The organism is Bacillus sp. MM09(2025) (assembly GCF_050496725.1).
GTDB lineage: Bacteria > Bacillota > Bacilli > Bacillales > Bacillaceae > Bacillus > Bacillus pumilus.
In genome coordinates this window covers 1378851-1396813 of the sequence record NZ_JBNWEN010000004.1, presented here as the reverse complement: position 1 = coordinate 1396813, position 17963 = coordinate 1378851, and the positions used below count along the sequence as shown (strand labels likewise).

The following is a 17963-nucleotide window of genomic DNA, read 5'->3' as shown; positions in this document are numbered from 1 at the left end:
TTACTCACCTCTTTCTATATGTTTGGCATCATTCCATAGATCGTCCATTTCCTCTAGCGTTAAGTCCTCTAATGAACGTCCCATGTCCTTTGCTTTTTGTTCGATATGCTGAAAACGTCGCATGAATTTTGTGTTGGCGGAAGCGAGCGCCGTTTCAGGCTCTAGCTGATAGAACCTGCCAATGTTGACGAGAACAAACAAAAGATCTCCAAATTCATCTTTCATCTGCTTCGTTGCACTTTCGTCCGGCTTCTCTGCCACTTCAACGAGAAATTCCTGCTTTTCTTCTTCGTATTTGTTCCAAATATCTTTCACATCTGTCCAATCAAAGCCTACTTTGGCGGCTTTCTTTTGGAGCTTATATGCCTTTGTTAGTGCTGGAAGCGTCGCCGGGATGGATTGCAACATGGAGGCTGCCCGCTCCGGTTTCTCCTGCTGCTTGATTTTTTCCCAGTTGACGACCACCTCTTCTGCTTCAGAAACATTTGTGTCGCCAAACACATGGGGATGTCTACGAATCATTTTTTCTGTGACATGCTGGATGACATCATCAATTGAGAAAAAGCCGTCATCTTCACCGATTTGAGCATGAAGTAACACCTGCAGCATCACATCTCCGAGCTCTTCCACCATATGGTCTGGATCATCTTCATCTATCGCTTCAAGCAGTTCATAGCATTCTTCAATTAAATAGGGTTTCAGTGACTCATTGGTTTGTTTTTGATCCCATGGACAGCCGCCCGGACCTCTTAATGTACGGATGACGTCACGGAAGGTGTCAAATTGTTGATAAAGCAGCTTTTCATCTTGAATCGGAGGTACATAAACACTTGTTAAGTTATTTATCGACACATCTCGATCAAGTTCAAATAAAGGAACGGCAGTAATCTGTTCCAGGCTGCTTCCAGCCGCAGTCACAATATAGACTCCATAATCGTCTGGAAGCTTTTCCATCAGCGTGAGTTTCACATTCGAAGCAGTGATCTGATCATATACCTGACAAATGAGGACATGCTGGGTCAATTTCAGATCGTCCACTCTCATATCTCCTGCGTCAACGAATTGGAATCCCTCGATTGGGTCGATCTGCAAGGAGTTAAACGTCGCATCTAAAAAGCTTTGTCCACCTGCAACAGACACCTCAATCCCGCGCTCTTGCTGCTGAGAAACTAATAGCTGGACGGTCTTTTCTGCGACAAATGGGTGACCTGGTACTGCGTACACAATCTCCTTTTCAGCAGCCTCTGTAAATAAAATTTCCGTGATTTCCTGATAGACCGAATCAAACTGATCGTGCTTTTCATAAATCTCATCAAAAAAGGTCAGCGATGGGACCTCCTGCATCAACTCTGCGGTCAGCGGATGGTCCTGCGTTCTCATAAATACTTCTTTCGCCTGCTTCAGCTGCTTGTAAACACCGAGCGTCAGCTGATCCATGTCGCCTGCCCCAAGACCGACGACGGTAATCTTACCTGCCATTTTGATTCCCTCTCATCTGTTTAAAATATAAAATCTTTTCTCCTAATGGAATGAGTCTCCATTCCTCGTCCGTAAATACTTCTAGCTTAAGAATACTATATAAAAAGGCGAAACCACCAATAAAAACTGACGTCAGGCTCTCTAAAACGGAAAAAGGACGTTTTTCAAAGGGAATGACCCAAGAAAACAGCGCCTGATACCCTATTAAGACAATGGCCATGAAAGCGGCTGATAAAAGAATTTTCACTGGGAACAGCTCTCTCAACGAAATCCACCCTTTATGTTTCAAATAAACGGCATTGAGCAGAGCGGCAGCAAGAAAACCGCACACGGTTGACCATGCGGCACCGTAAATGCCAAATAGCGGGACCAGTGCAAGCGTAAGTATCCACTTCACCAGCACACTGAGCAGTACCACAACAGCCGGATACACAGTATGCCCGAGCCCTTGAAGTAAAGCTGCTTGCGTAATCGCAATCGATGTAAATGCGATGGAAATACAGAATATTTGCAGCGCATCGGTTCCTAAATCATTACGAAAAAGCATGGTATTAACTGACGAAAGAATACAAATCAGCCCAACTGCTGAACCAATCCCTAAAACCGACGTGGTTTTAAACGATGTCCGTACTTTTTGCCTGATCACTTCATGCTCTCCATTCCTCATGGCCGCTGATAAAAATGGCACAAGAGAAGTCCCGATGCTAATGGCAAACACTGTCCCTAGCTGTAAAAACGGCTGCCCTCGGTCATACACACCTTTTGCCGCCTTTGCCGCGGCTTCACTCAATCCCTCACTGCGCAACAACGCATACAGATGAAAAGCATCAATCATTTGCATCCATAAAATGAGCAGTCCGCTGACACAAATCGTCAATGTATACAGCACCAAACTCTTCAAAACATCCTTTTTCCGAAGTGTCGCCTGCTTGACTGCCATACGTATAGAAGACTGTTTTCGGTAAGTCAGCCAAAGAAAAAGAAGCAGTATAAGCGAGGCCGCACTTCCCGCTATGGAAGAGAAAACTGCACCCGCCCCTGTTTCATAAAGCGAATAGCCATGCTTGACGAAATAGAAGGATAAAACAAGCAGGACGCCTACCCTGATGAGCTGCTCAACCAATTGAGAAACAGCCGTTGGAAGCATCATACCGTCACTCTGAAAAACGCCTCTCAGCATCACGGTAAGCGGCAGAAATAAAAACACGAAAGCACTCATTTGGATAAGCAGGATCAATTGACTGTCCGCCATAAGGCTCGCAATTCTGCCTGCTCCTATGTAAAGACAAAGAAATAAGACTAGGCTCAGTAAGGTGATATAGACCAAGGATACCCGTGTAATGATCTGTCGATTCTCTTCCCCATGGTCACTTAGAAGCTTGGACACCATGACAGGAAACCCTGTGGTGCCGAGCATGATCGCAATACCAAGGAAGGGGTACACTTGCTGATAAATATAAAAACCAGTGTCTCCTACGATGTTCTGGAACGGAACACGATAAACGGCACTTAATATCTTTGATAACAAGCCTGCGATGGTCAAAATCACCGCACCTTGGAAAAGCCAATGCGGCTGATTCACAGCATTTTTCATGGATGACTCCTTTAAAAATAGATCTACAGTTAAACGCACTCATTATATCATACGTGAATGAAAAGCCGTTTCTTTCTAAGGAGTAGACGGCACATTCCTCGTTTTGTTTCATTCCATATAAAAAACGCCGACAAAATCAAAATGATTTCATCGGCATTCTTTTGTTTTATCAAAATGATATACAATTATTAGACCTAGTGTTCCATTTGACGGGCTAAGAAGCCAGCTGCCGTTTCTGCCGCTTTATGCTCCACTTCCCCCATTGAACGCTCTTTAGAAAATAAGACGACGGCGCCAATCGGATCTCCGTTTGCAACAATAGGTGCAATGGTATAAGCAGATACGTCATCATCAATACCATCGACAAGTTGAATTTCTTTTTTGCTCTCTTCTAATACAGAATTACGCTGGTCCATTGTTCGTTCAAGTAAATCACTGATGGATTTATTTAAGTACTCTTTTTTCGAACTGCCGGATACAGCAATATACGTATCTCGATCACAAATCAGAATGGAATGACCCAAACTGTCGAATAATGCATCAGCATATTCCTTCGCAAAGTCTCCTAGCTCACTAATCGGCGAATATTTCTTCAAAATTACTTCTCCATCGCGGTCGACGAAAATCTCAAGTGGATCTCCTTCCCGGATGCGCAATGTTCTGCGAATCTCCTTCGGAATAACCACTCTACCTAGATCATCGATGCGGCGTACAATTCCAGTTGCTTTCATTCACTGCTGCCTCTCTTTCGTTTGATGATGTGTTGGGTGAATGGAACAAAAGCGTCCACTTTATGCAACATTCACCACTTGACCCTGAGATTAGTATCCGTCACATCAAACGTAATATACACGAGAGACAAACAAATTTTTATGAAGATGGAATGGTTTCCTTTTTCACATCTTGAAGACCTCGTAGCATATTCAGAACGATGTCAAGCCATTCCTCCGTCTTCTTACCTTTCGTCTGGACAGAAATAATTAGCTTGCTGCCTTCCATTCCTAGGCCAATATCACGTCCATATTTACTGCCAAGTGCAAATAATTTTTGACCGTCGATGTCACTGCTTGCTTGCTCTTCAAGGGTGAGTCTGACAATGCCTTTCTCCATCTTGATCAATTCGACACGTTCCTGCACTGCGTATACTTTCATCGTCGCAATTGTGAACAAATCCGCCACTTCTTGCGGATATTCACCGAATCGGTCGATCATTTCATCTTGAAGCTCTTTTCGCTCTTCAATTGATCCAATCGCTCTGAACTGTTTATACATCTCGATCTTTTGCTTTCCATCCGAAATGTAAGTGTCAGGGATATAAGCATCGATTTGTAGATCGATTTCCGGTTCGAATTTATCTTGAGCCGTTGTATCGCCTCTTCTTTCTTCAATGGCTTCTTTCAGCATTTGGGAATAGAGGTCGAACCCAACAGAATCAATGAATCCATGCTGCTGTGCACCAAGTAAATTTCCTGCTCCTCGAATCGTTAAATCACGCATCGCAATTTTAAATCCTGACCCGAGCTCTGTGAATTCTTTAATAGCTTGAAGTCTCTTCTCTGCTACTTCAGACAGAACTTTATCTTTTCGATACGTGAAATAAGCATATGCGACACGATTCGAGCGTCCTACTCGTCCTCTTAGCTGGTACAGCTGAGAAAGCCCCATTTTATCCGCATCGTGAACGATGAGCGTGTTCACATTCGGAATATCGACTCCCGTTTCGATGATGGTGGTACTGACCAATACATCTGATTCACCTTCAAGGAAATTGATCATCACTGATTCCAGCTCGTTCTCACTCATTTTCCCATGTGCATAGCTGACTTTCGCATCTGGAACTAGCATAGAGATTTCATCTGCTTTGCGTTCTATATCTTCGACACGGTTGTACAGGAAGTACACTTGACCACCGCGTGCTAGTTCTCGCTCTATCGCTTCTCTGACTAAAGCGCCATTGTACTCGACCACATAGGTTTGAACAGGGAAACGGTTTTCAGGCGGTGTTTCAATAACCGATAAATCCCGTACGCCAAGCATAGACATATGCAGCGTACGCGGAATTGGCGTAGCCGTTAATGTCAGAACATCGATATTGGCTTTCATCTGTTTAATTTTCTCTTTATGCGTCACACCAAAACGCTGCTCTTCATCAATAATCAACAGACCTAAGTCCTTATAGACAATATCTTTCGAAAGCAAACGGTGTGTGCCGATCACCATATCTATCGTTCCATTTTTCAAGCCTTTTAACGTTTCGGTTGTTTCTTTTCTTGTACGGAAACGGCTCAGCTGAGCAATTTTGACAGGATAGTCTTGGAATCGGTCCATAATCGTGTCAAAATGCTGCTGCGCTAAGATGGTTGTCGGCACAAGCAGAGCAACTTGCTTCCCGTCAGCAATTGCTTTGAAGGCGGCTCGAATCGCCACTTCTGTTTTTCCATATCCCACATCTCCACAAAGCAGGCGATCCATAGGACGCTCCCGCTCCATGTCTTGTTTGATTTCATGAATCGAACGGATTTGATCATCTGTTTCCTGGTAAGGGAACGCTGATTCGAACTGGCGCTGCATCTCATGATCAGGCGAGAAGGCATACCCTTTACTTGCCTCACGTTCTGCGTACAGCTTAATGAGATCATCTGCGATGTCCTGTACAGATGACTCCACTTTTTTCTTCACACGTTTCCAATCGCTGCCGCCTAGTTTGTACAGCTTTGGTTCTTTACCTTCTGATCCAACATACTTCTGCACCTGATCAATTTGTTCAACCGGTACATAAAGCTTGTCGCTTCCTTGATAATGAATATTTAAATAATCTTTATGAATGCCGCCGATTTCAAGCGTTTCAATTCCTAAATACTTACCGATCCCGTGGTTAATGTGCACCACATAATCGCCGACTTGAAGCTCGGAATAGCTCTTAATTCGCTCTGCATTGGTCAGCTTTTGCTTACGTGCCTGCTTCTTCACACGTTTTTTGAAGAGCTCGCCTTCTGTGATCACGGCAATTTTCGATAACGGCAGTTCAAAGCCTGTTTGTAGCTCACCTTGTAAAATATACACCTGTCCGCTTACAAGCTCTGCGTCCGGCTTGGCAAGAGCAGCTTCAATGTCATAATCATGTAAGACAGAAGACAATTTGTCTGTACGCTCTTCATCCGCACCTAAGAAGACAACCGTGTATTGTTGTTTTTTGTAGCGTTCAATTTCACTTGCGAGCACATTCATCTGCCCGTGGAAATTCTGCATTTGCTTACTCGATACATTGACGATATTTTGCGGATTTGTCTGCTGGACATGTCTCAGGAACAAGGAGTAGTACAGAATCGATCGCGATTGCTGATTGATTAGTTGTTGGAATGGAAAAGAAAGAGATAAATCATGAAGGATGTTGCCTTCTTCAAGCAGACTAATTGTCCAATCAGCTTCTTCCTGCTCAAGCTGTTCTTCCATCTCCTGAATTCTGCTAATTTCATCTAAAATAATAATCGTATCCTGTGAAGTGTAATCTAGCAAACTAGCAGGTTTTTCATAGAAATAGGACAGGTACTTCGTCATTTCCTGTGTCACGATTCCTTCTAGCAGCTTCTCTCGATCAGCAGAAATATGTTGATGCAGCAATTCTTTTTGCTGGTCTGAGTTGAATTTCTTTAAGCTCTTCGCAAGTCCTTGATCAAGCTGTTCAATGGCTCTCACTCGTTCAGGCCCTCTCACAATCAGCTCTTTTGCGGGACCGATTTTAATCTCTTGAAGTGTTTCTAATGAACGCTGTGTATCCGAGTGGAACGTTCGAATTGAGTCTACTTCAGTATCAAACAGCTCAATACGAATTGGATGATCTTCCGTTAACGAATAAATATCAATGATTCCTCCGCGCACACTAAAATCTCCGGGCGCAGCAACCATCGACGTCCGGTCATAACCGATTTGTACAAGTTGTTTTGAAAACGCCTCCAAATCAATTTCTTCACCAAGCTTTAAATGGATCTGACTCTCCTTCCAGAGCTCAACTGGCGGAAGCATTCTACGCACCGCAGCAGCCGGGGTGACGATAATGGGGTTTTCTCCATTCGCCAGCCGGTTCAGAACATCTAGACGCTGAGCTCTAAGCTCAGGGCTGGCAACGGCAATTTCTGAAGCAATGAGTTCATTCACAGGATAAAGAAGGACCGAGCGATCTGACATCACACTGGCAAGATCATCTGTGACCTTCTGCGCTTGATATAAGTTGTGAGTCACAATAAACATCGGCCGCTTAAGTTCGTCTGATATAGCGGCTGTAAATAAAGATCTGACGGAGCCTGATAGTCCGGCGAGCAGTTGTTCTTTTAACCCTTCCTTTAGCCCATTAAAAATGGACTGAAAATCATCACTTTGTTTGATAAATGATTGTATATTTTTCATTTGGCTCCTCCTCCCTGCTTGTTTAAAACAGAAAAACGCTTTGGTCTATTATCTACACCAAAGCTTTTTATTGAATAAAGGTATGATACTGATGGTAATCAGGATTTCTTTCGAGCGCCTCTTGGCAATCCTCACAAATGGTTTGTACATGCAAATCACCATTTTCCCTATAAGAAATCATATCGTTTCTTTCCTCATTTGTTAAGTGATGAAATCCAAGTGCTTCACTTTGAACAGCGGATTCATCTAAACTGCCAACCTTTACACCACAGTGCCGGCAGTAATAATGCAAAGCCATACGTGATCCTCCCCTGCTGAGATTTTATGATCAGTATGTGCTTTGCTTATCATTCTTATACCTTCTTGTTAAAATCATTCATCACTTCTAAAAATGGCTTAGTTAAAGCCGCCTCACAAGCTTCGACAGACGCCTGAATGGCTGATGCAATATCAGGCTGCTCCTCTTCAGAAAAGCGTCCTAGCACGTAATCGACGACCTTCATGCCATTTTGAGGACGTCCAATGCCGATACGGAATCGGTCAAACTCAGGTGACCCTAAATGCTGAATCAACGATTTGATTCCATTATGCCCGCCTGCACTCCCTTTTGTACGCAGACGGATTCGGCCAGTTGGCAAATCAAGATCATCATAGATGACTTTCAACTGTTCAAGGGGAATATCATAGTAATCCATTAGTGGACGCACGCATTCTCCTGATAAGTTCATATATGTAAGCGGCTTTACAAGTAGAACCTTTTGCCCTGAAACAAATCCCGTTCCAAATTGTCCATGGAACTTTGATTGATTTAAAGGGATGTCCCATTTTTTTGATAATTCATCTATTGTCATAAACCCGACATTATGTCTTGTTTTTTCATATTCTTTTCCTGGATTACCCAATCCAACAAATGCAATCATGAAACCATAAACCTCCTTTGTCACAAAGCACACGCCTAAAAAATGAGCCAATAGGATTGCCTCATGTAAAACGTATGAATTCTTTTCATTCTAGCACAAAAGACGCAACCGCGGGAGGGTTACGTCTCTAAATGACCAGTTATTCTCCATCGTTATCCTTTTCTTTAATGGCCTCAGGTTCTTTTGGTTCCTCTTCGCTATCTGGTTCAGGAACCTCTGATTGCTGAGGCGGTAAAATGGATGCCACGACTTCTTCTGGATCGTTATTCACTTGATATGTTGACTGAACAGGCAAATCAGCGACTGTTAGGACATCATTCACTTCTAAGTTTGTAATATCTGCTTCTATATGCTGAGGGATATCTTTTGGCTTCGCTGTAATAGATAGTTCAAATAGTGGCTGCTGAAGCACACCGCCATCTTTAACTCCTTTAGATTCGCCAATCAGTTGAACAGGTACATCCGCTTCAATTTCACGCTGCAAATCGACCACTTGGAAGTCTGCATGGACAAGCTCATTTTTCAGCGGGTCTGTTTGTAATTCTGTGACCATCACGGATTTTGTTTCACCGTTTACGTCTAATGTGATGATTGTATTCTTCCCTTCATCACGTAAGGTCTTTAATAAATCGATACTGTCTAGTGAAACAGCCAGGTTGTCTGTATTTTTTCCGTATATGACACCAGGAACGTGTCCTGAATGACGGATTTTTTGCAGTGTGGAACGTTTGAAATCAGTTCTTTTATTTGCTTTTAAAGTTGCCATATTCAGCACCATCCTATTTCTTTTTTGTCACTACTCTCATAATTACCCATAACCAAATCATTTTAAACCTATTTGCTGTGAATGATGATAGCAAAAAGACCCCAAGCGGATGCCTAGGGCCTTTTTCAATCAGAAAATTAGCTGAAAAGGTAGCTCACAGATTCTTCTTCATGTACACGGATGATGGCTTCTGCAAGCAAAGGCCCAACTGAAAGCGGAATGAATTTTCCAACTTTCTTGTCATCAGTTAAGTGAATACTGTTTGTCACAACTAATTCTTTAATTTTAGAGTTTGTGATACGTTCTACTGCTGGTCCAGACAATACTGGGTGAGTACAGCAAGCATAGACTTCAGCCGCTCCATTTTCGACAAGTGCATTTGCAGCAAGTGTAATGGTACCAGCTGTATCAATGATATCATCGATGAGAATCGCCGTTTTGCCTTCAATGTTACCAATGATGTTCATCACTTCAGCAACGTTTGGCTTTGGACGACGTTTGTCGATAATTGCGATTGGTGCTTTCAGGCGATCTGCCATTTTACGCGCACGTGTCACACCACCGTGGTCAGGTGATACAACGACGATATCATTCAAGTTTTTCTGTTCGAAATAGTTTGTTAAAATTGGCACAGCCATTAAGTTATCGATTGGAATATCAAAGAAACCTTGGATTTGCGGCGCATGAAGATCAAGTGCAATGACACGTGTAGCACCTGCTGTTTCAAGTAAGTTCGCAAAAAGCTTCGCAGTGATCGGCTCACGAGGTTTTGCCTTACGATCTTGACGTGCATATCCGTAATAAGGGATCACAATATTGACCGTTTTCGCAGAAGCGCGTTTTAGTGCGTCTACCATAATGAGCAACTCCATAATGTGCTCATTCACTGGCGCACTAGTGGATTGAATGACATAACAATCACAGCCGCGGATACTTTCTTCAATATTGATTTGGACTTCACCGTCACTAAAGCGTTTAACAGAGCTCTTTCCTACATCAACTCCGATACGATCGGCAATTTCTTTAGCAAGTTCAGGGTTTGAATTCAAAGAGAATATCTTTAAATTCGCATCAGCATAACGATTAGACATGGTAAACCTCCGGGTATTTGGATTATTTTTTATGAATATTTTTCACATAATCTTCTTTATTGACTTGTCTTGCTCTAGCAATAGACAATGCATCCTGCGGTACATCTTCTGTAACCGTTGAACCAGCTGCAACATATGCCCCTTTTCCGACAGTGACTGGTGCCACGAGATTAGAATTACAGCCAATAAATGCGCCATCTTCAATCTTCGTTAAGAATTTGTTCTTCCCATCATAGTTGACTGTAATTGATCCACAGCCAAGGTTTACATCAGTTCCGACCTCTGCATCTCCAATATAGCTGAGATGAGATGCTTTGCTGCGGTCACCGAAAACCGTTTTCTTGATTTCGACAAAATTCCCGATTTTCACTTCATCGCCAATTTTCGACAGCGGGCGAATATGAGCAAACGGCCCAATTGTCACATCGACTCCAACCTCACTATCGCAGACGACAGATTGCTTAATCACTGTGCGGTCTCCGACGATGCTGTCAACAATTTCAGTGTTTGGCCCAATAATGGCGTCTGCACCGATTTTCACATTCCCTTTGATGACCGTCCCAGGATAAATCGTTGTATCTTCACCGATCACTGCATCAGGTGAAATATACGTGTTCTCAGGATCAATCAAGGTCACACCATTCTTCATATGCTGATGATTAATACGTCGCTTCATGAATTGCTCTGCTTGTGATAGAGCGATACGATCATTGACTCCAAGTGTTTCTTCAAAATGCGGTGTTTGATATGCCGCTACCGTTTGCCCTTCATTCTTTAAGATTTCAATGACGTCTGGCAAATAGTACTCACCCTGTGCATTTTCATTCGATACTTGCTCAATCACACGGAAGAGATCTTCATTTGAAAAGCAATAGGTCCCTGTATTAATTTCATTCACTTGACGTTCCGCATCATTCGCATCTTTATGCTCCACAATTTTCACAACAGCACCGGTTTCGTCACGAATAATACGACCATAACCTGCCGGGTCTTCCGCACGTGCTGTTAAAATAGTAACTTTCGCTTGATGTTTTTGATGCTCGCTCAACATAGCTTCCATTGTTTCCGCTGTCAATAATGGCGTATCACCACAAATGACAATGGTTGTTCCCTTTTCCTGCGCAAGGAACGACTTTGCTTGTTTGACGGCATGTGCTGTTCCCAGCTGTTCTTCTTGAAGTGCATATTCACTTCTGTCTCCAAGCTGCTCTTTGACGTTTTCTGCTCCATGACCGACAATCGTCACTAGCTTGGTTAAAGAAAGCTTTAACGCTTCATCTGCCACATGCTCGACCATTGGCTTTCCGCAAACTGGATGAAGTACTTTGTATAGCTTTGACTTCATTCTCGTTCCTTTTCCCGCTGCTAAAATCACTGCGAACCGCTTATCCATTGATTGGCCTCCAATATCCCTATTATCCATAGAAAAATATATCCTAAATAAGGATTGATTTCAAGGATACAAGAGGAAGTGCAATAATTTTCTAATGGATGGGAGACATAAGAAACAAGAGAAAAAACGCAAAAAAGACAGCATTTAAAAGAAAACATCCATTTTCTCTTAAAGCTGCCTTTTTAGGTTCACGTATTATTAAGAAGCTCCAGCTTCTTCATATTCAATTGTCTCTTCCTCTTCGCCTAAGCGATGATACTCATTTAAAACAGCATCTTGGATTTTACCCCGAGTGCTTGAATTAATTGGATGTGCAATGTCGCGAAACTCTCCATCAGGCGTGCGTTTGCTAGGCATTGCAACAAACAAGCCATTGTTTCCATCAATCACACGAATATCATGAACAACAAATTCGTGGTCCAGCGTGATGGATGCAATCGCCCTCATGCGACCATCGGTATTCACGCGGCGTAATCTTACGTCAGTAACTTCCACAGTAGTTCACCACCTTTTCCCAATATAAAAGCATTACTTAGGTATTCAACGATTGTGGTGATTCTCCTGCTCTTTTTTTAAACTTTTTTTGAAATATCGGGATATTTATACATTTTTTGTCATCTTCGTGACGACGCTTACATTCTCTTCGTGAAAAAAAGACATCATGATGATGTCTTTTCCTGCATAAGATGAAACCAAACGGCTTTCGTTAAGATTGCCTGTTTACTTTACTAATGCAATCACTTCAATTTCTACGAGTGCATCCTTAGGAAGTCTTGCTACTTCCACACAAGAACGAGCTGGCTTATGTGTATGGAAATACTCACCGTACACTTCATTTACTTCTGTGAATTGTTCCATATCTTTGATAAAAACTGTTGCTTTCACGACTGTCTCAAAGGAAGCACCTGCTGCTTCAAGTACGGCCTTAAGATTACGGAACACTTGATGAGTTTGTTCTTTAATATCTCCATTTACAAAGTCTCCAGCTGCCGTTAATGGAATCTGCCCGGAGCTGTAAAACATGTTATTGACAATAATCCCTTGAGAGTAAGGTCCAATGGCTGCTGGTGCGTGTTTGGTTTGAACAACTTTTGTCATATCAATCTCTCCCATTCAACTACATGTTTTCAATTCTTAAGCTTTCGAATGAAAAAACTCGTGGAAATTACCTTCATTGATCTCAATGATCTTCTGCTTCATATCAATGGTTGAAAGCTTTAAAAGCGATACATATTCATCAACGAGACGTTCATCTACGCCTTCATCTTCTAAAAGAACACCGATCCCTGCAACATTTGCATTAAATTCCTCAAGCAAATTCACCATGCCGTTAATGGTTCCGCCAGCTTTCATAAAGTCATCAATGATCAGGACATTGGATCCTTTATCTAAGCTTCGCTTTGCAAGTGACATGGTTTGAATTCGATTAGACGAACCTGACGCGTAGTTAATACTTACAGTTGATCCTTCAGTTACTTTATTATCTTTTCTAACGATCACAACCGGCACATTTAAATAACCCGCAACCGAATAGGCAATAGGAATACCTTTTGTTGCAACAGTCATGACGACATCAATCGCACGGTCTGCAAAGATGGTCGCAAATAGCTTACCGATTTTCGCAAGGATTGATGGATTACCTAAAACATCGGTTAAATATAAATAACCGCCAGGAAGTACACGTTCAGGAGTCGATAGAGCTTCTCCGATATCGTTTACCACATCGTCTGCTTCTTTTAGGTGAATCTTTGGAATATATTTCACTCCGCCAGCAGCACCAGGTACAGTAAGCAACGTGCCTATTCCCTGCTGTTCGAAGGTCTGTTTGATAATCGTTAAGTCTTCACTAATGGAGGACTTCGCAGATTGATATCTTTCTGCAAAAAAAGTTAACGGTACTAGTACGTGCGGGTGGGCTAACAAATAATTTGTTAAGTCCACCAATCTGCCGCTTCGACGAAACTTCATGAACTTACCCCCAGAACCCGAATAATTTATGATAAATATAACTTAATATACGGATTTAATCAAGGGCATTTTGTTCGCCGATCATGCGGACAGCGTATACTTGATCACAAAATCCTCTCAGTCCGTTATATATTCTTTGTACCTTCGATTCATATTGAATCAAGCCAAATACTGTAGGGCCGCTTCCACTCATTAAAACAGCGTCAGCACCGAAACGCTTCATCTGCCTTTTGATCATATCTACTTCTGGATACATCTTTAATGTCACAGACTCTAGAACGTTTCCGAGTGAGCCGCACATCTCTTTATAATCTTTCGCTTCAATCGCTTCAATCATACGCTTTACATTCGGGTGGTCTACTTTGCTTGCGTCATATTGTCTATAGACTTCAGCTGTAGATACACCAATCACCGGCTTCGCTAAAATCACCCAGCAATGCGGCGGTGTCGCAATATGCTTCAGCTTTTCTCCACGTCCTGTCGCTAGTGCTGTGCCTCCGTGTACACAAAAAGACACATCTGAGCCGATCTCCGCTCCAAGCTCAGCTAGTTCATCTAACGTGAGGTTCAACTTCCACAAGCGATTTAAGCCGCGAAGTGCTGCCGCTGCATCACTGCTGCCTCCAGCTAACCCTGCTGCGACTGGAATTGTTTTTGTGATGACAATGGATACACCTTTTTGAATACCGAACCTTGTTTTAAGTAATTTAGCCGCCTGATAAGCCAAATTACGCTGATCATCTGGCACGAATCGATTATGAGATGATACACGGATTTCATCCTTGTCCAGCTCCGTCAACTCTAGTCGATCTGCAAGGTCTATTGTTGTCATCACCATCTCCACTTCGTGATATCCATCCGGTCTCTTTCCATGAACATCAAGTGAGAGATTAATTTTTGCCGGTGCTTTTTCTAAAATACGCAAACATTTCACCTACTTCTCCATCTAAACATAAGTATCAATATTGTATCACATTTGATGGATCTGATGAATATAGGCTTTTACGCTGAGCACACTGACTTTTTCATCAAAAAAAGCCAGAGACACCCGAGGTATCCCTGACCGTTTTTCTATCGTTGATTCTCATCCTGAGCCATGTGCTGTTGAGCTAATTCAATGGCACGTTTGACCATATTACCTGCGTCACGCGCACGAATCTCTCCCCAGCCTCCATTTTTGACGGTATCATAAAATCCAAGATCCTTCGCCAGCTCGTATTTGAACTCATCTGACATAATGCCTCGGCGTCTACCCAAACGAAACAGCCCCTTTAGTCGAGAATTCGAATCACTGCCACTGCTTGTGTGGCTTTCTTATTTTGTATCGAATCCTTTCTTTTACCCCTTTCAAAAAATGGACAGACTCCCATTCACATTCAGAAAAAAAGGCAAAACAAAAAGCAGTAAACAAAAAGTTTACTGCCCATTAATAGGCGACTGAGCTAGCGGTATCATCGAACGTTAATTCGACCGTCTCAGTCAGTATATCTGCATAACTATAAGAAACTCTTTCAAACGAATTCTCATCTTGATCTAATTGAATCACAAATACAGAAGGGTACGTTTCAGCTAAAATGCCCGAACGCTCAATTGTTTTACGGCGGCCCCCGTTAGCCTTTAACGTCAAACGTTTACCTAAGTTACCATCAAGCGATCTTTTGATGTCGGACAAAGTCTTCGCCATTGCATCCACCTCACTGAGATAATTATACAACAACGGCCCGTTTTTGTCAAATAAAAATTAAATTATATCAACGAACACGAGCCATTGTCAACAAAATAATTTTGACAAACTTCTACCTTTTCTTCTCCCTATTTTTCTCAATTTCCGGTGAATTATGTATCCTTTTGCAATTTCTTTTTGAACATAAAAAAAACCAGACTGAAATCAGTCGGGTTATGTCGATTCATGATCTCTTTTATATGGCATACCTACCCTTAGAACGCCCTTCGTCTCGATGCCTCCAAGCCCTTTTTCTCTTGTTAATGTATTTCGGAGCACATCCCACACGTTGATTCGATCTACAAATGGAGTGAAGCTGATCTTCGCAACGATATAGACGGGATCGAGCGCATGGATATTCACACGGGAAGGAGAGCTCGCAAAATTGGCACCTGCTTGGATCAATGATTCGAAATGAGATTGACAGGCACCAGCAAAGATCACAAGCTGATCTAAATGAGGGATCTTCCGTCTGGCTTTTTGAACCGTTTCAACAAAATGACGAGAATGACGATAGGCACCGATATCATGTACGCCGCCCTTTTGCTTGGAATACGCATCATGTCCTGTGATAACCAATATATCTGGTCGATATTGATCAATTAACGAGTCAATCATGCTTGGCATTTTCTTCTCATGGCAATGCACACCGTATACAGGTACACCAATTCGTTCATATACATCCAAGCATTTCTTTAAGTATGAAGCATCTCCATCTAAATGAAGGACCTTTCCAGGCATGTGAAAATACTGCTCCTGATGCTGATATTGTCCAGAAGTATAATACTCTTGTTTTTCCCGCAGCAGCTGATAATCCTGTCTTAGTAAGTCGAGCGATTCATTGATTTTTCGTTCGTCATTTTTCTCTCTAGTCAGCTGTTCCTCTTTTTGAACCTTGACGAGATCTGACAACTTGGCATCAGCAATCAGCCTCACTTCATTCCCATGCAATATGGCGGTGGCTTCGTGCTGATCGGTCTCATCAATTCGAATGATTCGAAACAAAATATCCATTTGATAGGATGCCCTTGTCACCATATCTCCTATTTGAAATTGCATGCTTTTCACTCCACAATCAGGCTCATATCCTGTTGGTATCGTCTTGCGCTAAATATGTTCGTCTTTCATATGTGCTGTTCTTTCTAGCCTATGCCCGAACAAGCGAAGTGGTGAAAAACAAAAAAAGCCCTTAAGACAGGGCTTCTTGTAAAACATTCGACAAACGGGCAAATTCCTCAATGGATAATGACTCGCCGCGGCGCTTTCCATCAATGTCTGCTGTTTGAAGTGCTTCTTCAATAATTGCTTTATGTTGCTTTCCATCAGGTAAGTTGTTCATGAGATTATTCATCAATGTTTTTCGGCGCTGACCAAAGCTCGCACGAATCAACTGAAAGAAAAACTCATCATTTTCTACTGAGACGGCAGGCGTTTCACGAACGGTCAGCTTGATCACAGCCGAATCGACATTTGGCTGTGGAACGAAAACCGTTTTAGGCACAACCATCACTGTTTTCGCTTCCGTATAGTATTGAACTGCAATAGAAAGCGAATTGTATTCCTTTGATGAAGGGACAGCGGCCATACGATCTGCAACTTCTTTTTGAAGCATGACCACAATCCCTTTCAATGGAAGGTTTTCTTCAAGCAGTTTCATAATAATCGGTGTCGTCACGTAATATGGTAGGTTGGCGACAACCATCACTTCTTTACAGTCAGCAAAATTTTCCTCGATGACCTTTCCCACATCTGCCTTTAATACGTCTTGATGAATGATCGTAACATTATCATATGGAGAAAGTGTATCGTTTAAAATGGGCAATAAACGCTGATCGATTTCAAAAGCGGTGACTTTCTTTGCACGCTTAGCGAGCTGCTCGGTCAATGCACCGATACCAGGCCCGATCTCAATCACGCCGGTCTCATCCGTCACCTCTGCATGATCGACAATACGATCGAGTATATTTGTATCAATTAAAAAGTTCTGCCCCAAGCTCTTTTTAAAGGAGAAACCGTATTTCTTCAGTATTTCCTTCGTTCTGATGGGTGTCGCTATATCTTTATTCATCGGCTTCCTCCTGCATGACGGTCTTTAAGGCCGCAATAAAATCATGTTTGGTTATTTGGAACATGTGAAGGCGCTTATGCAGCTGCTTCGCATTGGTATATCCTATATTTAAAAGCACACCTAGTCGTTCGCGGCGGCGTTTCGATGATTCGCCTCCGATAAGGCCTGCGTCAAATAAGTCATCTAATGTAATGTCACTTTCCGTTACTTCCATTTCCTCATGGACATGGGCAAGGCATTCTCGAATACTGTCCAAGGAAGCATGCTCGACACCAATTCCTTTGTCCCGCTTCGCCTTCGCAAGATGTTTTGGCAAAAATGCGTGCTTACAGCCAGGAACCGCTTCTGCGATGGTTTTACGGATCTTCTCCCCAGGGAAATCAGGATCAGTTAAAATAATGACCCCTCTCGTCTCCTGAGCAAGACGTACTTGTTGAATAACTGTATCGCCAATGGCTGATCCGTTTGTTTCGATCGTATCTGCATCAACTGCCATCTTCACTCTCGCAGTGTCGTCACGACCTTCCACCACAATGATTTCTTTGATTTTCATGTAT

The 17963-nt window shown here is 42.5% G+C and carries 18 protein-coding genes; all 18 read right to left on the bottom strand.

Annotation, left to right across the window (positions count from 1 at the left end):
* A complete protein-coding gene (gene mazG / locus ACQYAC_RS13445; RefSeq protein ID WP_429943466.1) occupies positions 1-1479 on the bottom strand; it encodes a nucleoside triphosphate pyrophosphohydrolase in 1479 nt (492 codons plus the stop codon).
* Entirely contained in the window at positions 1469-3073 is a 1605-nt protein-coding gene (locus ACQYAC_RS13440; protein WP_429943465.1) for a putative polysaccharide biosynthesis protein, read from the bottom strand. Before ACQYAC_RS13440 ends, mazG begins: the two co-directional genes overlap by 11 nt.
* 194 nt (positions 3074-3267) lie before the next feature.
* Positions 3268-3804: a stage V sporulation protein T gene (gene spoVT, locus ACQYAC_RS13435; RefSeq protein WP_003217990.1), complete on the bottom strand. Its 537-nt coding sequence runs from the start codon at positions 3802-3804 to the stop codon at positions 3268-3270.
* A gap of 139 nt (positions 3805-3943) precedes the next feature.
* Positions 3944-7477, bottom strand: coding sequence for a transcription-repair coupling factor (gene mfd / locus ACQYAC_RS13430; RefSeq protein ID WP_058015841.1), 3534 nt, complete (start codon positions 7475-7477; stop codon positions 3944-3946).
* A gap of 67 nt (positions 7478-7544) precedes the next feature.
* Complete coding sequence (locus ACQYAC_RS13425) at positions 7545-7775, bottom strand: anti-sigma-F factor Fin family protein (RefSeq protein ID WP_003217967.1); 231 nt, start codon at positions 7773-7775, stop codon at positions 7545-7547.
* A gap of 55 nt (positions 7776-7830) precedes the next feature.
* A complete protein-coding gene (gene pth, locus ACQYAC_RS13420) occupies positions 7831-8397 on the bottom strand; it encodes an aminoacyl-tRNA hydrolase (protein WP_058015840.1) in 567 nt (188 codons plus the stop codon).
* A gap of 139 nt (positions 8398-8536) precedes the next feature.
* Positions 8537-9163: a 50S ribosomal protein L25/general stress protein Ctc gene (locus tag ACQYAC_RS13415; RefSeq protein WP_429943464.1), complete on the bottom strand. Its 627-nt coding sequence runs from the start codon at positions 9161-9163 to the stop codon at positions 8537-8539.
* A gap of 137 nt (positions 9164-9300) precedes the next feature.
* Positions 9301-10254 (bottom strand): ribose-phosphate diphosphokinase, encoded by a 954-nt coding sequence (locus ACQYAC_RS13410; protein WP_003217907.1) that lies wholly within the window; start codon positions 10252-10254, stop codon positions 9301-9303.
* Between the two features lie 22 nt (positions 10255-10276).
* Entirely contained in the window at positions 10277-11647 is a 1371-nt protein-coding gene (gene glmU, locus ACQYAC_RS13405; protein ID WP_058015839.1) for a bifunctional UDP-N-acetylglucosamine diphosphorylase/glucosamine-1-phosphate N-acetyltransferase GlmU, read from the bottom strand.
* Between the two features lie 198 nt (positions 11648-11845).
* Entirely contained in the window at positions 11846-12142 is a 297-nt protein-coding gene (spoVG, locus tag ACQYAC_RS13400) for a septation regulator SpoVG (RefSeq protein WP_008357439.1), read from the bottom strand.
* A gap of 225 nt (positions 12143-12367) precedes the next feature.
* Positions 12368-12745 carry a 2-iminobutanoate/2-iminopropanoate deaminase gene (gene ridA / locus ACQYAC_RS13395; RefSeq protein WP_169057693.1) on the bottom strand — a complete coding sequence of 126 codons (378 nt, stop codon included), beginning with the start codon at positions 12743-12745 and terminating at the stop codon, positions 12368-12370.
* Positions 12746-12781: 36 nt separating this feature from the next.
* Positions 12782-13615: a pur operon repressor gene (gene purR, locus ACQYAC_RS13390; protein WP_003217919.1), complete on the bottom strand. Its 834-nt coding sequence runs from the start codon at positions 13613-13615 to the stop codon at positions 12782-12784.
* Positions 13616-13670: 55 nt separating this feature from the next.
* Entirely contained in the window at positions 13671-14540 is an 870-nt protein-coding gene (ispE, locus tag ACQYAC_RS13385; protein ID WP_180310832.1) for a 4-(cytidine 5'-diphospho)-2-C-methyl-D-erythritol kinase, read from the bottom strand.
* Positions 14541-14686: 146 nt separating this feature from the next.
* Entirely contained in the window at positions 14687-14872 is a 186-nt protein-coding gene (locus tag ACQYAC_RS13380; protein WP_012008653.1) for a small, acid-soluble spore protein, alpha/beta type, read from the bottom strand.
* Between the two features lie 169 nt (positions 14873-15041).
* Complete coding sequence (gene veg, locus ACQYAC_RS13375) at positions 15042-15299, bottom strand: biofilm formation stimulator Veg (protein ID WP_003217979.1); 258 nt, start codon at positions 15297-15299, stop codon at positions 15042-15044.
* A gap of 213 nt (positions 15300-15512) precedes the next feature.
* Complete coding sequence (gene yabG / locus ACQYAC_RS13370; protein WP_012008652.1) at positions 15513-16397, bottom strand: sporulation peptidase YabG; 885 nt, start codon at positions 16395-16397, stop codon at positions 15513-15515.
* A 130-nt stretch (positions 16398-16527) separates the two neighbouring features.
* On the bottom strand, positions 16528-17406 hold the full coding sequence (gene rsmA / locus ACQYAC_RS13365; protein WP_058015835.1) for a 16S rRNA (adenine(1518)-N(6)/adenine(1519)-N(6))-dimethyltransferase RsmA: 879 nt from the start codon (positions 17404-17406) through the stop codon (positions 16528-16530).
* A complete protein-coding gene (gene rnmV / locus ACQYAC_RS13360) occupies positions 17399-17959 on the bottom strand; it encodes a ribonuclease M5 (RefSeq protein WP_012008650.1) in 561 nt (186 codons plus the stop codon). The genes rsmA and rnmV overlap by 8 nt, the downstream gene beginning before the upstream one ends.
* Positions 17960-17963 lie beyond the last annotated feature (4 nt).

Excerpts from the sequence above, each read along its gene's own strand:
- ACQYAC_RS13415 (WP_429943464.1), bottom strand. The coding sequence starts at position 9,163 with ATGGCAACTTTAAAAGCAAATAAAAGAACTGATTTCAAACGTTCCACA.
- yabG (WP_012008652.1), bottom strand. The coding sequence starts at position 16,397 with ATGCAATTTCAAATAGGAGATATGGTGACAAGGGCATCCTATCAAATG.
- ridA (WP_169057693.1), bottom strand. The coding sequence starts at position 12,745 with ATGACAAAAGTTGTTCAAACCAAACACGCACCAGCAGCCATTGGACCT.
- purR (WP_003217919.1), bottom strand. The coding sequence starts at position 13,615 with ATGAAGTTTCGTCGAAGCGGCAGATTGGTGGACTTAACAAATTATTTG.
- mazG (WP_429943466.1), bottom strand. The coding sequence starts at position 1,479 with ATGGCAGGTAAGATTACCGTCGTCGGTCTTGGGGCAGGCGACATGGAT.
- rnmV (WP_012008650.1), bottom strand. The coding sequence starts at position 17,959 with ATGAAAATCAAAGAAATCATTGTGGTGGAAGGTCGTGACGACACTGCG.
- glmU (WP_058015839.1), bottom strand. The coding sequence starts at position 11,647 with ATGGATAAGCGGTTCGCAGTGATTTTAGCAGCGGGAAAAGGAACGAGA.
- ACQYAC_RS13440 (WP_429943465.1), bottom strand. The coding sequence starts at position 3,073 with ATGAAAAATGCTGTGAATCAGCCGCATTGGCTTTTCCAAGGTGCGGTG.
- ACQYAC_RS13425 (WP_003217967.1), bottom strand. The coding sequence starts at position 7,775 with ATGGCTTTGCATTATTACTGCCGGCACTGTGGTGTAAAGGTTGGCAGT.
- veg (WP_003217979.1), bottom strand. The coding sequence starts at position 15,299 with ATGGCGAAGACTTTGTCCGACATCAAAAGATCGCTTGATGGTAACTTA.
- spoVT (WP_003217990.1), bottom strand. The coding sequence starts at position 3,804 with ATGAAAGCAACTGGAATTGTACGCCGCATCGATGATCTAGGTAGAGTG.
- mfd (WP_058015841.1), bottom strand. The coding sequence starts at position 7,477 with ATGAAAAATATACAATCATTTATCAAACAAAGTGATGATTTTCAGTCC.
- ACQYAC_RS13410 (WP_003217907.1), bottom strand. The coding sequence starts at position 10,254 with ATGTCTAATCGTTATGCTGATGCGAATTTAAAGATATTCTCTTTGAAT.
- pth (WP_058015840.1), bottom strand. The coding sequence starts at position 8,397 with ATGATTGCATTTGTTGGATTGGGTAATCCAGGAAAAGAATATGAAAAA.
- rsmA (WP_058015835.1), bottom strand. The coding sequence starts at position 17,406 with ATGAATAAAGATATAGCGACACCCATCAGAACGAAGGAAATACTGAAG.